Source organism: Mesorhizobium sp. 10J20-29, from assembly GCF_054130485.1.
Genome location: NZ_CP199156.1, coordinates 1,981,557 through 1,996,943, shown reverse-complemented (window position 1 = coordinate 1,996,943; position 15,387 = coordinate 1,981,557). Strand labels below are relative to the sequence as shown.

Below are 15,387 nucleotides of genomic sequence, written 5' to 3'. Positions count from 1 at the left end.
AGGGCGGTCGCGTCAAGGCTTTCCCGCGCCCCGACGCCACGACCCGTCGGCCAAGACTTGTTTTGACAATTCGGGCCGGCTTGATATCATTTGCATACGAACGAATATTTGCCGGCCCTGGGGCGCCGGGAGGCATTGCGTGAGCCGCTACGCGAAACCCACCAGTCTGGACGAGGCGCTGACTTTGCTCGGCGATGCAAGCTGGCGAATGCTGGCCGGCGGAACGGATTTCTATCCCGCCCAGGGCACCCGCCCGCTGACCGAAAACATCCTCGATCTCAACGGGCTCGACGCGCTGCGCGGCATCGCCGATACCGCCTCGCATGTCGTCATCGGCGCACGCACGACCTGGACCGAACTGCTGCGCCACCCCCTGCCATCCGCCTTCGACGCGCTGAAGCAGGCGGCACGCGAGGTCGGCTCGGTGCAGATTCAGAACATGGCGTCGGTTGCCGGCAATCTCTGCAACGCCTCGCCCGCAGCCGACGGCGTGCCGCCGCTGATTGTGCTCGACGCCGAGGTCGAACTGCGCTCGATCAGGGGCAGCCGCGTGCTGCCGCTCGGAGACTTCATCCTTGGCAACCGCAAGACCGCGCTCCTGTCGAACGAACTCGTCACCGCCATCCGCGTGCCGAAGAGCTCCACGCAGGGCACCTCGGCCTTCGTCAAACTCGGGGCGCGGCGCTATCTCGTCATCTCGATCGCGATGGCGGCGGCCCGCATCGTGCTTGCCGGCGACGGGTCCGTCGCGTCGGCCGCAATCGCCGTCGGCTCCTGCTCTGCCGTGGCGCAGCGGCTTGCCGGCCTCGAGACAGCACTTGTCGGCTTGAGGCCCGGCCCCGACCTCGAACGGGCCGTGGCCGAAGCCGACCTCGCCGCTCTGACGCCGATCGACGACGTGCGCGGCACCGCCGAATACCGCCGCGCGGCAGCGCGCGAGATCGTGCTGAGGGCCCTCGCCCAGGCGTCTGCTCCCTCGGGCCGGTCGGTGGCGGCATGAACGCGCTCGGCCACGCCATCGGACTCACGGTCAACGGCCAGCCGGTCTCGGCGCAGGTCCATCCGGCGACGCGGCTGTCGGCCGTTCTGCGCGACACTCTCGGGCTTACCGGCACCAAAATCGGCTGCGACGCCGGCGACTGCGGAGCCTGCACGGTGCTGCTCGACGGCGAGGCGGTCTGCGCCTGCCTCGTGCCCGCCGCCTCGGTCGAGGGGCGCAGCGTGCGCACCGTCGAAGGCCTCGGCGGCGACACGCTCTCGGCGCTGCAGGCAGCCTTCCTGTCGCATGGCGCGGCGCAATGCGGCATCTGCACGCCCGGCCTGCTCGTCGCCGCCACCGCGCTGCTCGAAAGCAACCCGAAGCCCGACGAGGCGGCGGTGCAGGACGCGCTCGGCGGCGTCCTCTGCCGCTGCACCGGCTACCGCAAGATCATCGCCGCGGTGATGGACGCGTGGAGATTCGCCGAGGGATCGCCGCACGATGCCCGCCTGCCCGGTTCCGGCCACGCGGTCGGCGCCTCGCCGGTCCGCCTCGATGGCATCCCGAAGGTCACCGGGGCCGAAAAGTTCGGCGCCGACAGCTTTCCCGCCGAGGCGCTCGCCGTGCTCGTCGTGCGGTCGCCGCACCATCATGCGCGCTTCGCCTTTGGCGACCTCGCCGCCTATCGGCGCGACACGCCGGGCGTCGCCGCCGTCTTCACCGCCGCCGACATTCCCGGCGTCAACTGTTTCGGCGTCATCGCGCCCTTCGCCGACCAGCCGGCGCTCGCCGAAGGCATGGTGCGCTTCCGCGGCGAGGCCGTCGCGCTGATCGCCGTCGAGCCCGGCTATGTCGCCGCGCTCGACCTTGCCGCCTTCCCCGTCACCTGGACCGAACTGCCGCATGCGTTGACGCCGGCCGAGGCGCAGGCGCCGGGCCGCGACCTGCTGCATCCCTCGCGCGCCGGCAACCTTCTGACCGCCGGCGTGGTGGCGCGCGGCGATCCCGAGGGCGCGCTTGCCGCGGCCGCCTTCGTCGCCTCAGGCCGCATCGAAACCTCCTATGTCGAGCATGCCTATATCGAGCCGGAAGCCGGCTTCGCCCGCATGGAGGGCGACACGCTGGTCGTCACCGCCTGCACACAGGCGCCCTACATGGACCGCGACGAGACGGCCAAGGTGCTCGGCCTCGCGCCCGACAAGGTGCGCATCGTGCCAACAGCCACCGGCGGCGGCTTCGGCTCCAAGCTCGACGTGTCGCTGCAGCCGCTGATCGGCCTCGTCGCGCTGAAGACCGGCCGGCCGGCGGCCCTTGCCTACACGCGCACCGCCTCGATGCAGTCGACGACCAAGCGCCACCCCGCCTCGATGGCCGCCAGCATCGGCGCCGACGCCGAAGGCCGCGTCACCGGCATGGTCTTCGACGGCGATTTCAACACCGGCGCCTATGCCTCCTGGGGGCCGACGGTCGCCAACCGCGTACCGGTGCACGCCTCCGGGCCCTATGCGACGCCGAACTATCGCGCCATCGGCCGCGCCATCCACACCAACGGGCCGATCTCTGGCGCCTTTCGCGGCTTCGGCGTGCCGCAGGCGGCCATCATGCAGGAAACGCTCTACGACGAACTGGCCGCAAAGCTTGGCCTGGACCGGCTCGATTTTCGCTTGAAGAACGCACTTCGGAACGGTTCCGAAACAGTCACCGGCCAGCATCTTGCATCCGGCGTCGGGATCGCCGACTGCCTCGAAGCGCTGAAACCCGCCTGGACGCGCGCGCTGGCCGAGGCCGAGGCCTTCAACGCGACCGCCACACTCACCCGACGCGGCGTCGGCATCGCGTCGTGCTGGTATGGCTGCGGCAACACCTCGCTGCCCAACCCCTCGACCATCAAGCTCGGCCTGTCGCCGGCCGGTGACGTCGTGCTGCACCAGGGCGCGGTCGATATCGGCCAGGGTTCCAACACCGTGATCGCGCAGATCGCCGCCGACGCGCTCGGCCTGCCGCTCTCGGCCGTGCGGCTGCGCGGCGCCGACACCGCCATTTCGCCTGACGCCGGCAAGACCTCGGCCTCGCGCCAGACCTTCGTTTCCGGCAAGGCGGCCGAGAAGGCGGCACGGGCGCTGCGCGAGTCGATCCTGCGCTTCGCCAACGTGTCGGAGCGGGCCACGCTCGGGCTCGACGGCGGCACGCTGGTCATCGCCGAGGGCGAGGCGACGCGCCGAATCGAGCTTGCCTCGCTCCCCGCCGATCTCGACGGGCTGGTCTTCGCGGCGGAGGAAACCTACGACCCGCCGACCACGCCGCTCGACGAGAACGGTCAGGGCAGCCCGTACGCCGTCTACGGCTACGGGGCGCAGGTCGTCGAGCTCGAGGTCGACATGCGGCTCGGCACGGTGCGCCTGTTTAAGATCACCGCCGCGCATGATGTCGGCCGCGCCATCAACCCGCTGCTCGCCGAGGGCCAGATCGAGGGCGGCATCGCGCAGGGCATCGGCATGGCGCTGATGGAGGAATACATCCCCGGCCGCACCGAGAATCTGCACGACTACCTGATCCCGACCATCGGCGACGTGCCGCCGGTCGAGTCCATCCTCGTCGAGGTGCCGGACCCCGAAGGACCCTTCGGGGCCAAGGGGCTCGGCGAGCATGTGCTGATCCCGACCGCACCGGCGATCCTCAACGCCATCCGCCACGCCACCGGCGCGCTGGTCACAAAAATCCCGGCCACCCCCAGCCGCGTCCTCGCGGCGATACGGGCGAAGGAGGCAGGATGAGCAAGCCTCCATCAACGACGGCCGGCGCTTCGTCGCACCCCCCTCTGTCCTGCCGGACATCTCCCCCACAAGGGGGGAGATTGGCCGTCGCAACTGCCCTGCCCAACCGTCTCCGGCATACCGTTTCGAGCGCCCTGCGCGGCCTGAATCATCTCGACCCCGGCAAAGCTTCCGATCTCCCCCCCTGTGGGGGAGATGTCCGGCAGGACAGAGGGGGGCGCCGTAGAGCACCATCCTCCGACGCCCCTCACCCGATCCGTGAGAAGGCACGCCCATGAGCGAACTCTCCGAACGCTTCGAGACGCATGAGCCCGGCGAAAAGCTGGTCGCCGAGAAGGTGCGCTGCGATGCCTGCCCGGTGATGTGTTACATCGCCGACGGCCGCACCGGCGCCTGCGACCGCTACGGCAACAGCGGCGGGCGCATCGTGCGGCTGGAGCCGCTGACCATCCTCGAACAGCGCGCCGAAACGGGCGGCGAGGCGGTGCCGCTCGAAGCCGCCGGCGCGTGGAACGGCGAGCTCGTCAACACCGGCCGCCGCTTCGTCACGGCCATCGGCGCCGGCACCACCTATCCCGACTACAAGCCCGCCCCCTTCATCGTCAGCCAGGAGGTCGAGGGCGTCGATCTCGTCACCTGCGTCACCGAGGGCATCTTCTCCTACTGCGGCGTCAAGGTGAAGATCGACACCGACCGGCATCTCGGGCCGGAGACCGCGACGGTGCGCGCCGAGGGCGAGGCGATCGGCCACGTGACGACCGGCGAATACGGCTCGCAGATGCTGTCGCTCGGCGGCGTGCATCATTTGACCGGAGGCTCCAAGGCCGAGGGGCGCGCCACCTGCGCCGCCATGCTTGCGCTCTGCAACAGGCAGCCGGTGGAACTCGTCATCGACGGCGGCGCCACCGTCATCGTCGAGGCCGGCAAGCCGCCGGTCATCGACGGCGCGGTCGAGCACCGCATGCGCGTCGGCTGCGGCTCGGCCACCATTGGCATGTTCGCGACGCAATGGCGCGGCCTCGTCGACGAGGTCGTCGTCGTCGACGACCACATCACCGGCGTCGTCTCCGAGCATCAGGCCGGCAAGGTCCTGGGCTGGGAAGACACAGGCATCAAGATCATCGGCCGTCGCTCGACGCCCGGCCGCTACTTCAAGGTCTCGGAGCCCGGCCTCGGCTGGGGCGGCACGACGATTTCCGACCCGCTGTCGATCCTCGGCGAGTGGAACGCCAAGAAGGGCGCGCGGCCCGGCATGTCGCTGATGATGGTGTCGACCACCGGCGAGCAGTTCGCCTATTACGAACTGGACGGAGATCTGAAGCCCGTCGAAAAACCTTTCCCGGAGCGGCTGAGTAAGTCGGTCGAGCTGATCGAGGAGAACTGCGAGCCGGCTCTCTGCACCGTGCTCTTCGTCGGCGGCGCCGGCGGCTCGCTGCGCGCCGGCGTGGTGGAAAACCCGGTCAACCTGACGCGCTCCGTGCAGGGGCTGAAGACCTATGTCACGGTCGGCGGTGCGCCGGTCTATGTCTGGCCGGGCGGCGGCATCACGCTGATGGTAGACGTCATGCGCGTGCCCGACAACGCCTTCGGCTACGTGCCGACGCCGGCGCTGGTGGCGCCGATCGAGTTCACGCTGACACGCGACGACTACCTGGCGCTCGGCGGCCACGCCGCGGCCATCCGCAGCGTCGACGACATCCTCGCCTCGGGCGGCGAATACCTCAATCCGCGCGAGCGCCGCGAGGATTCCGGCGTGAACCCCTGGCCGCCGCTGGCGCAGCTGCGCCGCGCCGGACGGATGCCGTGACGATGGAACCGCAGGCGGCGATGCTGCCCGACGGGCGGCGGCTGCACCTCAACCACGGGCCGATCGACCTGGTCGTCGAGGCCTTCGGCGCCGCCAAGGAACGCGAGGCCGCCTATGCGCAGGCGACGGATCGCTTCCGCACGATCCTGACCGAGCTGGTCGAGGAACTGCCGGCCTTGCGCAGCGCATCCGGTGCTGCGCCGCGCCGCTTTCACGGAACCACCGCGCGACGCATGGAGGCGGCGGTCTCGCCGCTGGCGGCAAAGGACTTCATCACGCCCATGGCCGCCGTCGCCGGTTCGGTCGCCGACGAGATTCTGGCCGCGCTGACGGCCGGGCGGCGGTTGCAGAAAGCCTATGTCAACAATGGCGGCGACATCGCGCTCTTCCTTGCTGCGGGCCAGTCGCTGACGCTCGCCGTCGCCGGCACCGGCAACGGTTTTGCCGACCGCGCGATGATCCGCGCCGGAGACGCCGTGCGCGGCGTCGCCACCAGCGGCTGGCGCGGCCGCAGCTTCTCGCTCGGCATCGCCGACGCCGTCACCGTGCTGGCCGACTCGGCTGCCGCCGCCGACGCCGCCGCGACGCTGATCGCCAATGCCGTCGACCTGCCGAGACACCCTGCGGTCACGCGGCTGCCTGCCAGCGATCTCGCACCCGACAGCGATCTCGGCGACCGGCCGGTGACGCAGGGCGTCGGGCCGCTGTCGCCGCGCGACATTGCCGCCGCCCTCGATCGCGGCATCGAGCGAGCCGAAAGCCTGCGCCGCCGCGGGTTCATCCAATCGGCCGCGCTCTTTCTCGCCGGAGAAAGCCGCATCTGCGGATTGATTGCGCCGGCCGAGCCGACTACGACAATGCCTGGGAGGATACCCGTTCATGCCTGATTTTCCGGTCCGCAAGATTGCCGTTCTCGTCGAGGAAATCCGCCACGAGGGCGGACCGGCGCCGGCCGAGCCGATGCGGCGCGCCGCGGCACTCGCTCTGGTCAGGAACCCCTTCGCCGGCCGCTATGCCGAGGAGCTGCAAAGCGCCATGGACGACCTGAAGCCGCTCGGCCTCGAACTGACCGAGCGCCTGATCGCGGCGCTCGGCGACGTGAAGAAGATCGACGGCTACGGCAAGGGCGCCATCGTCGGCACGGCGGGCGAGATCGAGCACGGCGCACTCTGGCACGTGCCGGGCGGCTACGCGATGCGAGAAAAGCTCGGCCAGGCCAAGGCCATCGTGCCCTCGGCGATGAAGGTCGGCGCCTTCGGCGCGCGGCTCGACGTGCCGCTCGGCCATATCAATGCCGCCTATGTGCGCAGCCATTTCGACGCCATGGAGGTCGGCATCTCCGACGGGCCGCGCCCCGACGAGATCCTCTTCGTTCTGACCATGGCCTGCGGCGGCCGCGTGCACAGCCGCATGGGAGGGCTGGAGGCCGACGCCATCTCGGTCTGGGACGGCCAGAGGTGAGCGGCGAGGACAACATCCTCAAGCTGGTCGACGCGGATGCGACGGAAACCTACCGGCTGCAGGACCAGATCGGCTTCATCCTGCGCAAGGCGCACCAGCGCCATGTCTCGATCTTCGCCTCGCACATCGCCGACCTGACGCCGCCGCAATTCGCCGCCCTCGCCAAGCTTGCCGATGTCGGCGAGACCTCGCAGAACCAGCTCGGCCAGCTGATCGCCATGGATGCCGCCACCGTCAAGGGCGTCATCGACCGGCTGAAGGCGCGCGGCCTGGTGAAGCTGACCAGGCACGAAGTCGACAAAAGGCGGCTGCTGGTCAGCCTGACGCCCGAAGGCCGCGAAGCGGTTGCCCGTCTCGTTCCGGCAGCAGAACGGATCACCGCCGAGACCGTCGCGCCGCTGACCGCCAAGGAAGCGGCGACGCTGATGAAACTGCTCGCCAAGCTTGCCTGAGCCTTCCGGCGCCGCGAAGCCGATGCCGCCCTCCCGCTCCGTCCTCTGGCGCAATCTTCATACGCCCGGCCACGACGCCGCGCTGGTCGCGCCGGCGCCGGAGGGGTGGCTGCTCTCTGGAGCGGCCGCCTTCCTCGCCCAGGAAGGTCCGGTCGCCGTCGACTACGCGGTCGAGATCGATGCGGACTGGTGCGCGCGGCGCGGCAGGGTTGCCGGCATCGCCGCGGGCCGGCGTTTTGCCCATTCGATCGAGCGTAGGCCCGACGGCTGGACGCTCGACGGCAGGAACCAGGGCCTGCCGCACATCGTCGACCTCGACTTCGGCTTTACGCCGGCAACGAATCTCCAGCAGCTCTCGCGCATCAGGCTCGCCGTCGGCGAGCGGGCGGCCTTCTCGGTCGCCTGGTTCGACATCGGCACGGAGACGCTGGTCGAGCTGCCGCAGATCTACGAGCGCCGGGAGGAGCGGCTCTATGCCTACCAGTCGCCCAGCAACGACTACGCGACCATGCTCGTGATAGACGAAAGCGGCTTCGTGCGGACCTATCCGGAGCTCTGGGAGATGGAGGATCAGCCAGCGTAGGGCGGCCGCTGGGCCGGCGGCCAGCTGTCGAGCGGCGTCCAGCCGAACTCGGCCTCGATGCGGCGGCGGTAGGCCGTGTCAGTCTGGCGCGGCGCGCGGCGGATGTAGCGCTCGGCAAGATCGCGCACCGTGCCCCTTAGACCCCTCAGATAATCCACGACCTCGTCTTCGGACGGCGTCCTGTCGACCCCGCCGAAGACGGGTTTCAGTCCGGTCCACACGACGGCATCGACGTCACGCGCCGCGGCCCAGCGGGCGATGTGCGCATGCTCCGCGGATGCTGCGCCGCCCGGCCAGAAGCCGATGCGCTCGTCGGTGCAGCCTTCGCGGTCGCGCAGTGCCGCGCGCGCTTCGCTGAGATCGTCGAGGTCCATGATCGCCCAGAGCGTGCGTACCGGGCGCGCGGCCTGACTTATGGCAAGTGTGACGCGGCCGTCCCGCGCCTGGCGCACGAACTCGATCGGCAGCAGCGGGCCGTCCTCGAACCAGTGGCGCTGGATCGGCAGCTGTCGCGGGTCCCAGATCAGCGAACCCCAGCCGATGCATGCAATGGTGGTCATCGGCTCACTCTAGGATCGAAGCAGCGGAAGTGGCAAATGCCGGCGGCGCGCGCCTCACGCGCCCTTCGGCTCCGGGCCGTCCACGTCGCACCCAGCGGCGCCGAACATCCTTGCCGCCTGCTCGGGCGTATAATAGCCCATCGCCACATCGCGCCTGACGAGCGCCGGGTCGCGCTGCGCCGGGTCGCCATAGCCGCCGCCGCCCGGCGTGCCGACCGCGACGCGGTCGCCGGCCTTCAGCGGAATGTCCTGTTCCTTCGACAGGTGTTTGGGGACATGTGCTTCGCCGTCACGCCAGACGGTCACGCTGTTCACCGCGCCATCCTTACCGCCGAGCGCGCCCTGCGGACCGACACGGCCGTGGTCCATGACGAAGGACGCGCGCGCCTCGCCGCGCAGCAGCTCGACCTCGTATGCGAGCCCGAAGCCACCGCGATGCTTTCCCGCGCCGCCCGAACCCTCGCGCAGCGCGTAGCGGCGGTAGAGGATCGGATAGGCCTGTTCCATGATCTCGACCGGCGGCGATTTCGAGATGCCGATGGTCGAGCAGCCGTTCGACAGCCCGTCCTCGCTGGCGTTGCCGCCATAGCCGCCGCCGGAGATCTGGTACATGACGAAGTCGCGGCCGCGCGCCGGGTCGTGGCCGCCGAGCGCGAAATTGCCGCTCGAGCCGGCGGGGGCGGCCGTCACCTTGTCGGGCAGCGCCTGCACCATGGCCGCGAACACGGCCTCGGCGATGCGCTGCGAGACCTCCGCCGCGCAGCCGGACACCGGCCGCGGATATTTCGCGTCGAGAAATGTGCCTTCCGGCCGGATCACGTCGAGGGGCTCGAAGGCGCCGGCGCTGATCGGCACGTCGGGGAAGATGTGGCGCATTGCGAGATAGACCGACGACAGCGTCGTCGCCAGCACGCTGTTCATCGGCCCGGCGCAGGGCTTTGACGAGCCCGCAAAATCGAACGTCAGCCCGTCGCCCTTCTTCTCGATCGCCAGCGCGATGGTCAGCGGCTCGTCGACGACGCCGTCGGAATCGACGAAGGCTTTCGACCGGTAGGTGCCGTCCGGCATGGCGGCGATGTTGGCGCGCATCTGCTCGGCGGCGCGGCGGCGCAGTTCGGCAATCGCCGCAACCACCGTTTCGTCACCGTAACGGTCGAGGATGGCGAACAGCCGGTCCTGCCCGACATGCAGCGCGGCGGCTTGGGCGCGGATGTCGCCGATGCGCTGGTCGGCAACGCGGATGTTGGACGTGATGATGGCGTAGATTTCCGGGTCGAGCCTGCCCTTCTTGAACAGTTTTACCGGCGGCAGACGCAGCCCCTCCTGCTCGACCGCCGTGGCCGAGGCCGAAAATCCGCCCGGCACCGAGCCGCCAATATCGGGCCAGTGGCCGGTGTTCGACAGCCAGCAGAAGATTTTTCCGTCGCGCCAGACCGGCATGGCGAAACGCACGTCCATCAGGTGCGTGCCGCCGAGATAAGGGTCGTTGACGATGTAGATGTCGCCCTCTTCCGGCGGCAGGCAGCGGCCGTCGGCGATCATCTCGATGATCGTTTTCGTCGAATACTGCATGACGCCGACGAAGACCGGCAGGCCCTGCGACCCCTGCGCGATCAGCGCGCCGTCGAGCGCCGAATAGATGCCGTCGGAACGGTCGTTCGCCTCTGCAATGACAGGCGAGAAGGCAGCGCGCGAAAAGGTCAGGTCCATCTCGTCGCAGGTCTGCTGCAACGCCGCCTGGATGACCGACAGAGTGATGGCGTCGAGGCTCACTTTCCCACCTCCACGATGATGTTGCCGTCCGCATCGCTCACCGCACGATCGCCGGGCTCCAGCACCGTCGTGGCATCCATCTGCTCGAGGATCGCCGGGCCCGCTACAATGGCGTCGAGCGGCAGTTTTTCGCGCAGGTAGACCGGCGTGTCCTGCCACGTGCCGTCGAACCACACGGGGCGCGTCTCGCGCAGCGCGCCGGCGAGCGTCGCGGCCCTGCCCGCCGGGGCGATCAGCCGCGACAGGTCGACCGCGGCGCGCGCGCCGATCACCGAGGTGTTGAGGTTGACGAGATTGGCGCGGATCTCCGGCAGTTCGACCCGGAAGCGGGCGAAATAGGCCTTTTCGAACAGCGCCTGCAGCGTCGCGCGGTCCACATCGGGAGACGGCAACTCGACGTTCAGAATATGCGTCTGGCCAACGAACTGCATGTCGGCCGAATGGATGGTGCGGATCGTCTCGGGCGTCACCGCCTCCTTGGCAATCAGCGCCTCGCCCTCCTCGCGGTGCCGCTCGAGCACCGCGCGCATCGCCGCCTCGTCGAGCAGCGCCACCGGCTGGTTGACGGTGTTGACGAAATCGTGCCGCAGGTCGGCGACGACGCAGCCGAGAGCATTCGTGATGCCCGGCCTTGCCGGCACCAGCACCGTCGGCAGACCAAGCTCGCGCGCCAGCGCGGAAGCGTGCAGCGGCCCGGCGCCGCCGAAGGCAAACAGTGCGAAGTCGCGCGGGTCGTGGCCGCGCCCGACCGACACCATGCGGATCGCGCCCGCCATCTTGATGTTGCCGAGCCTCAGCACCGCGCCCGCCGCCTGGACGGCGTCGAGCCCGGCCGCCTTGCCGATCTTCTCCTCGAAGATCTTTCGCACATGGTCGACCGTCACTGGCGCGTCGACCGCGAGCAGCCTTTTCGGGTCGAGCCGCCCGAGCAGCAGATTGGCGTCGGTGATCGTCGGCTCCTCGCCGCCGCGGCCGTAGCAGATCGGCCCCGGGCTGGCGCCCGCACTTTCCGGCCCGACCTGGATCAGCCCCGAGGCGTCGACGCGGGCGATCGAGCCGCCGCCCGCACCCACCGTGTGCACCGCCACCATCGGCACGTGGATCGGCATGGCATATTCGATCTCGGTCTCGCTGGAGACGGCCGGCTCGGCATTGCGGATCAGCGCGACGTCGGTCGAGGTGCCGCCCATGTCGTAGGTGACGAGGTGTTCGAAGCCGGCGCGGCGGCCCGTATAGGCGGCGGCGATAACGCCCGAGGCCGGCCCCGACATCACGGTCTTGGCCGATTCCCGCGTCACGAAGCGGGCCGAGATCATGCCGCCATTGCCGTTCATGATCAGGAAGTCGCGCGCGTAGCCCAGCCCCTCCAGCTCGCCGCGCAGCCGGTTGACGTAGCGCTCGAGGATCGGCTGCACCGAGGCGTTGACCGCCGCCGTCACGCCGCGCTCGAACTCGCGCGCCTCCGACAGCAGCGAGTGCCCGGTGGTGATGTAGGCGTTCGGCCAGGTCTCGGCGGCGATCTCGGCGGCGCGTTGTTCATGCGCCGGGTTGGCATAGGCATGCAGGAAATGGATGACCAGCGACTCGCAACCGGCGTCGATCAGCTGCTTCACCGCAGCCCGCATCGCCTCCTCGTCGAGCGGCAGGCGCACCTTGCCCGCGGCCTCGACCCGCTCGGGAACCTCAAGCCTGAGGTTGCGCGGGATGACCGGCACGAAGGTCCCTGTCATGCCGTAGGGTTGCGGCCGCGTGCGGCGGCCAAGCTCGATGATGTCGCGAAAGCCTTCGGTGGTGATCATGCCGGTCCTGGCGAGCCGCCGCTCCAGCACCGCATTGGTGGTAGTCGTCGTGCCGTGCACGATGAGGTCGATCTCGGGTACCGGAAACTTCGTCAAGCCGAGGGCGGCGACCACGCCATAGGCCTGGTTGTCGGTGGTCGTCGGCGTCTTGGCGATGCTGACGCCGCCGCCTTCGCGACCGTCGATCAGGATCAGGTCGGTGAAAGTGCCCCCGACGTCGATGCCTGCGACCACTTTGCCGCGCAATGCTCGATTTTTCTCAACCATGCATCAAAACCGGAATGCCGGACCTACGCTCGCGCGTCAGTTTGGAAGCCTGTTTCGCATCGCAATCTTGACGCGATAATCGTTTGTACACTAATAAATATGCAAGACAAGACTCCCTCAATTCCGCCGAAGCTGACGGCGTGCGCGAAACGGGCGCGGTCAGTGCGGGTACGGCTTTGCGCCGGAAAAAGGTCGATGTGATGCAGCAGGTTTCAGCCCTTCGGAAAGACCCCGGCGTCGTTTTCCCGATCCCGGCAAATGTGCATGCCGAGACGGTTGTTTCGGTGCGCCACTACACCGACCGCCTGTTCTCCTTCCGCATCACCCGGCCGCAGAGCTTTCGCTTCCGATCCGGCGAATTCGTGATGATCGGCCTGCCCAATGCCGAGAAGCCGGTCTTCCGCGCCTATTCGATCGCCAGCCCGAGCTGGGACGAGGAAATCGAGTTCTTCTCCATCAAGGTGCCGGACGGCCCGCTCACCTCCGAGCTGCAGAAGATCGCGCCCGGCGACACGGTGCTGATGCGCCAGAAGTCGACCGGCACGCTGGTCAACGACGCGCTGACGCCGGGCAAGCGCCTGTTCATGATCTCGACCGGCACCGGCATCGCGCCCTTCGCCAGCTTGGTGCGCGACCCCGAGACCTTCGAGAAGTTCGAGCAGATCGTCATCACCCACACCTGCCGCGACCATGCCGAGCTCGCCTATGGCGTCGAACTCGCCGAGGGCCTCGCCGCCGATCCGCTGATCGGCGAGATGACCGAGGGCCGCGTCACACTCTATTCGACCACGACGCGCGAGATCACGCCGCGCATGGGCCGCATCACGCGGCTGATCGAGAGCGGTCGCTTCTACGAGGACCTCGCCATCGCGCCGCTCGATCCGGCAACCGACCGCGTCATGATCTGCGGCTCAATGCACATGATCCACGACGTCAAGGAACTGGTCGAGAAGCTCGGCTTCGACGAAGGCTCCAACAGCAAGCCGTCGAACTTCGTCGTCGAGCGCGCCTTCGTCGGCTGACTCCGGCACCTCTGGTGCCGATGGCGCCTCTGGCGCCCGTCCCGTGTCCATGGCCCGCTTTCAGGCCAGCGCGGCGGCAAGCGCGTAGAGCGCCATGACGATCACGACAATCGACCCGATCGAGAAGAAGGTGGCGCGCACTTCGTGACGCTGCCCGGTCGCGTAGGCCACAGCGTGGAACAGTCTGGCGACCACGAAGGCGATCATCAGGCTGTTGGCCAGCCAGAGCGACGGCTGCGCGGCGACGAAGATCAGCCCTGCGGCCAGAAAGGCCGGGATGTTCTCAAGGTCGTTGCGCTGCATGCGGCGCGACCGCTCGACATAGTCGTTGGCGAGCAACTGTTCGGGGCGCGGATTGCGGTTTGCCGGCCCGGGCAGCAGGTCCTCGGGGTTGAGCATTCCGGCATCGCTCTTCAGCATCCGGAACACCGTCATCCATCCCTGCCCCATCAGCTTCAGGATCATGATCGACGCGGCGATCATGTAGCTGACGAAAACAGGATTCTCCATGCTCAGTGCCGCCATCGAACTCTCCTCTCCGCCCGATCCGCCCCCGGCGGATGCCGCTGGGGCACATAGCTATACACGCCGGCCCCGGCAGGTCGACAAGCGGCACGATGATTTTACCGTCCGGTCAAAAATCGGCTGCAATCCGCTCCCAATTCGACTATGACGCGCGCAATTGAGGACTCGTGGAGCGGCGCTGCACGGGTTATCGTTGTGCCGATCGCGTGAAGGCCGGGGCAAGCGCTCCCCATCCGTGATCCAAGCCGCCAGGCAGCTAGGGGCGGTCCAGGGAAGGACGGAAGATGAGCAGCAGCATTCGCGAAGCAGAAGCAATCGTCGCGCCCGTGGCCGCAAGGGTCACGACGCTGCCGTCGCGCGTGGCAGCCAACACCACCTCCGGCCACGGCATCGCGCGCAACCCCGGCATGAAGCTCGACCTCGGCTTTCTCGAATCCGTGCGCAACGTCAACCGCTCTGCGCTGGAGCGCCGCGCCGGCACGATCAACAAGCGCCGCTCGATCAAGGCCGACAACCAGGCGGCCTGGCTGCTGCGCGCCATCTCGCTGATGGACCTGACGACGCTGAATTCCAACGACACCGACGAGCGCGTCCGCCGGCTCTGCGCCAAGGCGCTCAACCCGCTGCGCGCCGATATTGCCGAAGGGCTCGATCTCGGCGACACGAAAATCCGTCCTGCCGCCGTCTGCGTCTACCATCCCTTCGTCGCCACGGCCGTCGCCGCGCTCAAGGGCAGCGCCGTGCATGTCGCCGCCGTCTCCACCGCCTTCCCGCACGGCCTTGCGCCGCTCAAGACCCGGCTGCAGGAAATCGAAGCCTCGGTTGCCGACGGGGCCGACGAGATCGACGTGGTTATCCCGCGCGGCCTGGTGTTCGGCGCCAGGTGGCAGGAACTCTACGACGAGATCGTCGCCATGCGGGCCGCCTGCGGCGAGGCGCACCTGAAGGTCATTCTGGGCACCGGCGATCTCGCCACGCTGCGCAATGTCATGCTGGCCTCGATGGTCGCCATGATGGCCGGCGCCGACTTCATCAAGACCTCGACCGGCAAGGAAAGCGTCAACGCCACGCTGCCTGTCGGCCTCGTCATGGTGCGCGCCATCCGCGCCTATTTCGAGGAAACCGGCTACCTGATCGGCTTCAAGCCGGCCGGCGGCATTTCGACCGCAAAAGCCTCGCTCGACTGGATGGTGCTGATGAAGGAAGAGCTCGGCCGGCCCTGGCTGGAGCCGGAACTCTTCCGCTTCGGCGCCTCGAGCCTGCTGACCGACATCGAACGCCAGCTCGAGCACCATCTGACCGGCCACTACTCCGCCAACCACCGCCACGCGATGGCCTAGGCCGGCGCCCGGATGGAAACACTCCCCTCACCCATTGAGCGGGCG

Annotated in this window: 13 protein-coding genes; 9 read left to right on the top strand and 4 right to left on the bottom strand. The window is 68.6% G+C overall.

Annotation, left to right across the window (positions count from 1 at the left end; all coding sequences use genetic code 11):
• Positions 1 to 139: 139 nt before the first annotated feature.
• From ACT2BZ_RS09550 to ACT2BZ_RS09520, 7 genes are all read left to right on the top strand, one after another.
• Complete coding sequence (locus ACT2BZ_RS09550; RefSeq protein ID WP_457940703.1) at positions 140 to 1,000, top strand: FAD binding domain-containing protein; 861 nt, start codon at positions 140 to 142, stop codon at positions 998 to 1,000.
• Entirely contained in the window at positions 997 to 3,753 is a 2,757-nt protein-coding gene (locus ACT2BZ_RS09545) for a molybdopterin-dependent oxidoreductase (RefSeq protein ID WP_457940702.1), read from the top strand. Before ACT2BZ_RS09550 ends, ACT2BZ_RS09545 begins: the two co-directional genes overlap by 4 nt.
• 274 nt (positions 3,754 to 4,027) lie before the next feature.
• Complete coding sequence (locus ACT2BZ_RS09540) at positions 4,028 to 5,560, top strand: 6-hydroxynicotinate reductase (RefSeq protein ID WP_457940701.1); 1,533 nt, start codon at positions 4,028 to 4,030, stop codon at positions 5,558 to 5,560.
• A 2-nt stretch (positions 5,561 to 5,562) separates the two neighbouring features.
• Entirely contained in the window at positions 5,563 to 6,447 is an 885-nt protein-coding gene (locus tag ACT2BZ_RS09535) for a UPF0280 family protein (protein WP_457941264.1), read from the top strand.
• Positions 6,440 to 7,021 carry an amino acid synthesis family protein gene (locus ACT2BZ_RS09530; protein WP_457940700.1) on the top strand — a complete coding sequence of 194 codons (582 nt, stop codon included), beginning with the start codon at positions 6,440 to 6,442 and terminating at the stop codon, positions 7,019 to 7,021. The genes ACT2BZ_RS09535 and ACT2BZ_RS09530 overlap by 8 nt, the downstream gene beginning before the upstream one ends.
• On the top strand, positions 7,018 to 7,473 hold the full coding sequence (locus tag ACT2BZ_RS09525; RefSeq protein ID WP_457940698.1) for a MarR family winged helix-turn-helix transcriptional regulator: 456 nt from the start codon (positions 7,018 to 7,020) through the stop codon (positions 7,471 to 7,473). Before ACT2BZ_RS09530 ends, ACT2BZ_RS09525 begins: the two co-directional genes overlap by 4 nt.
• Before the next feature lie 22 nt (positions 7,474 to 7,495).
• Positions 7,496 to 8,056 (top strand): putative glycolipid-binding domain-containing protein, encoded by a 561-nt coding sequence (locus ACT2BZ_RS09520; RefSeq protein ID WP_457940696.1) that lies wholly within the window; start codon positions 7,496 to 7,498, stop codon positions 8,054 to 8,056.
• On the opposite strand, the gene ACT2BZ_RS09515 is transcribed toward ACT2BZ_RS09520, so the two are convergent.
• The 3 genes from ACT2BZ_RS09515 to ACT2BZ_RS09505 are packed head-to-tail and all read right to left on the bottom strand — an operon-like array spanning position 8,044 to position 12,455.
• The gene (locus tag ACT2BZ_RS09515) at positions 8,044 to 8,616 is read right to left on the bottom strand and encodes a hypothetical protein (protein ID WP_457940694.1); all 573 of its coding nucleotides are present in this window, start codon (positions 8,614 to 8,616) and stop codon (positions 8,044 to 8,046) included. The two genes, ACT2BZ_RS09520 and ACT2BZ_RS09515, sit on opposite strands and share 13 nt — an antisense overlap.
• Positions 8,617 to 8,670: 54 nt before the next feature.
• Positions 8,671 to 10,389 carry a hydantoinase B/oxoprolinase family protein gene (locus ACT2BZ_RS09510; RefSeq protein WP_457940693.1) on the bottom strand — a complete coding sequence of 573 codons (1,719 nt, stop codon included), beginning with the start codon at positions 10,387 to 10,389 and terminating at the stop codon, positions 8,671 to 8,673.
• A complete protein-coding gene (locus ACT2BZ_RS09505) occupies positions 10,386 to 12,455 on the bottom strand; it encodes a hydantoinase/oxoprolinase family protein (protein ID WP_457940691.1) in 2,070 nt (689 codons plus the stop codon). The genes ACT2BZ_RS09510 and ACT2BZ_RS09505 overlap by 4 nt, the downstream gene beginning before the upstream one ends.
• A gap of 200 nt (positions 12,456 to 12,655) precedes the next feature.
• Here ACT2BZ_RS09505 and ACT2BZ_RS09500 point away from each other — a divergent pair, with 200 nt between their 5' ends.
• On the top strand, positions 12,656 to 13,477 hold the full coding sequence (locus ACT2BZ_RS09500; protein ID WP_457940689.1) for a ferredoxin--NADP reductase: 822 nt from the start codon (positions 12,656 to 12,658) through the stop codon (positions 13,475 to 13,477).
• Between the two features lie 60 nt (positions 13,478 to 13,537).
• On the opposite strand, the gene ACT2BZ_RS09495 is transcribed toward ACT2BZ_RS09500, so the two are convergent.
• On the bottom strand, positions 13,538 to 14,002 hold the full coding sequence (locus ACT2BZ_RS09495) for an MAPEG family protein (protein ID WP_457940688.1): 465 nt from the start codon (positions 14,000 to 14,002) through the stop codon (positions 13,538 to 13,540).
• 284 nt (positions 14,003 to 14,286) lie between these two features.
• Here ACT2BZ_RS09495 and deoC point away from each other — a divergent pair, with 284 nt between their 5' ends.
• Positions 14,287 to 15,342 (top strand): deoxyribose-phosphate aldolase, encoded by a 1,056-nt coding sequence (gene deoC / locus ACT2BZ_RS09490; protein WP_457940686.1) that lies wholly within the window; start codon positions 14,287 to 14,289, stop codon positions 15,340 to 15,342.
• Positions 15,343 to 15,387: the final 45 nt, after the last annotated feature.

Coding starts and splice junctions, on each gene's coding strand:
- ACT2BZ_RS09545 (WP_457940702.1), top strand. CDS start 997: ATGAACGCGCTCGGCCACGCCATCGGACTCACGGTCAACGGCCAGCCG.
- ACT2BZ_RS09540 (WP_457940701.1), top strand. CDS start 4,028: ATGAGCGAACTCTCCGAACGCTTCGAGACGCATGAGCCCGGCGAAAAG.
- ACT2BZ_RS09535 (WP_457941264.1), top strand. CDS start 5,563: ATGGAACCGCAGGCGGCGATGCTGCCCGACGGGCGGCGGCTGCACCTC.
- ACT2BZ_RS09530 (WP_457940700.1), top strand. CDS start 6,440: ATGCCTGATTTTCCGGTCCGCAAGATTGCCGTTCTCGTCGAGGAAATC.
- ACT2BZ_RS09520 (WP_457940696.1), top strand. CDS start 7,496: ATGCCGCCCTCCCGCTCCGTCCTCTGGCGCAATCTTCATACGCCCGGC.
- ACT2BZ_RS09515 (WP_457940694.1), bottom strand. CDS start 8,616: ATGACCACCATTGCATGCATCGGCTGGGGTTCGCTGATCTGGGACCCG.
- ACT2BZ_RS09505 (WP_457940691.1), bottom strand. CDS start 12,455: ATGGTTGAGAAAAATCGAGCATTGCGCGGCAAAGTGGTCGCAGGCATC.
- ACT2BZ_RS09500 (WP_457940689.1), top strand. CDS start 12,656: ATGCAGCAGGTTTCAGCCCTTCGGAAAGACCCCGGCGTCGTTTTCCCG.
- ACT2BZ_RS09495 (WP_457940688.1), bottom strand. CDS start 14,002: ATGGCGGCACTGAGCATGGAGAATCCTGTTTTCGTCAGCTACATGATC.
- deoC (WP_457940686.1), top strand. CDS start 14,287: ATGAGCAGCAGCATTCGCGAAGCAGAAGCAATCGTCGCGCCCGTGGCC.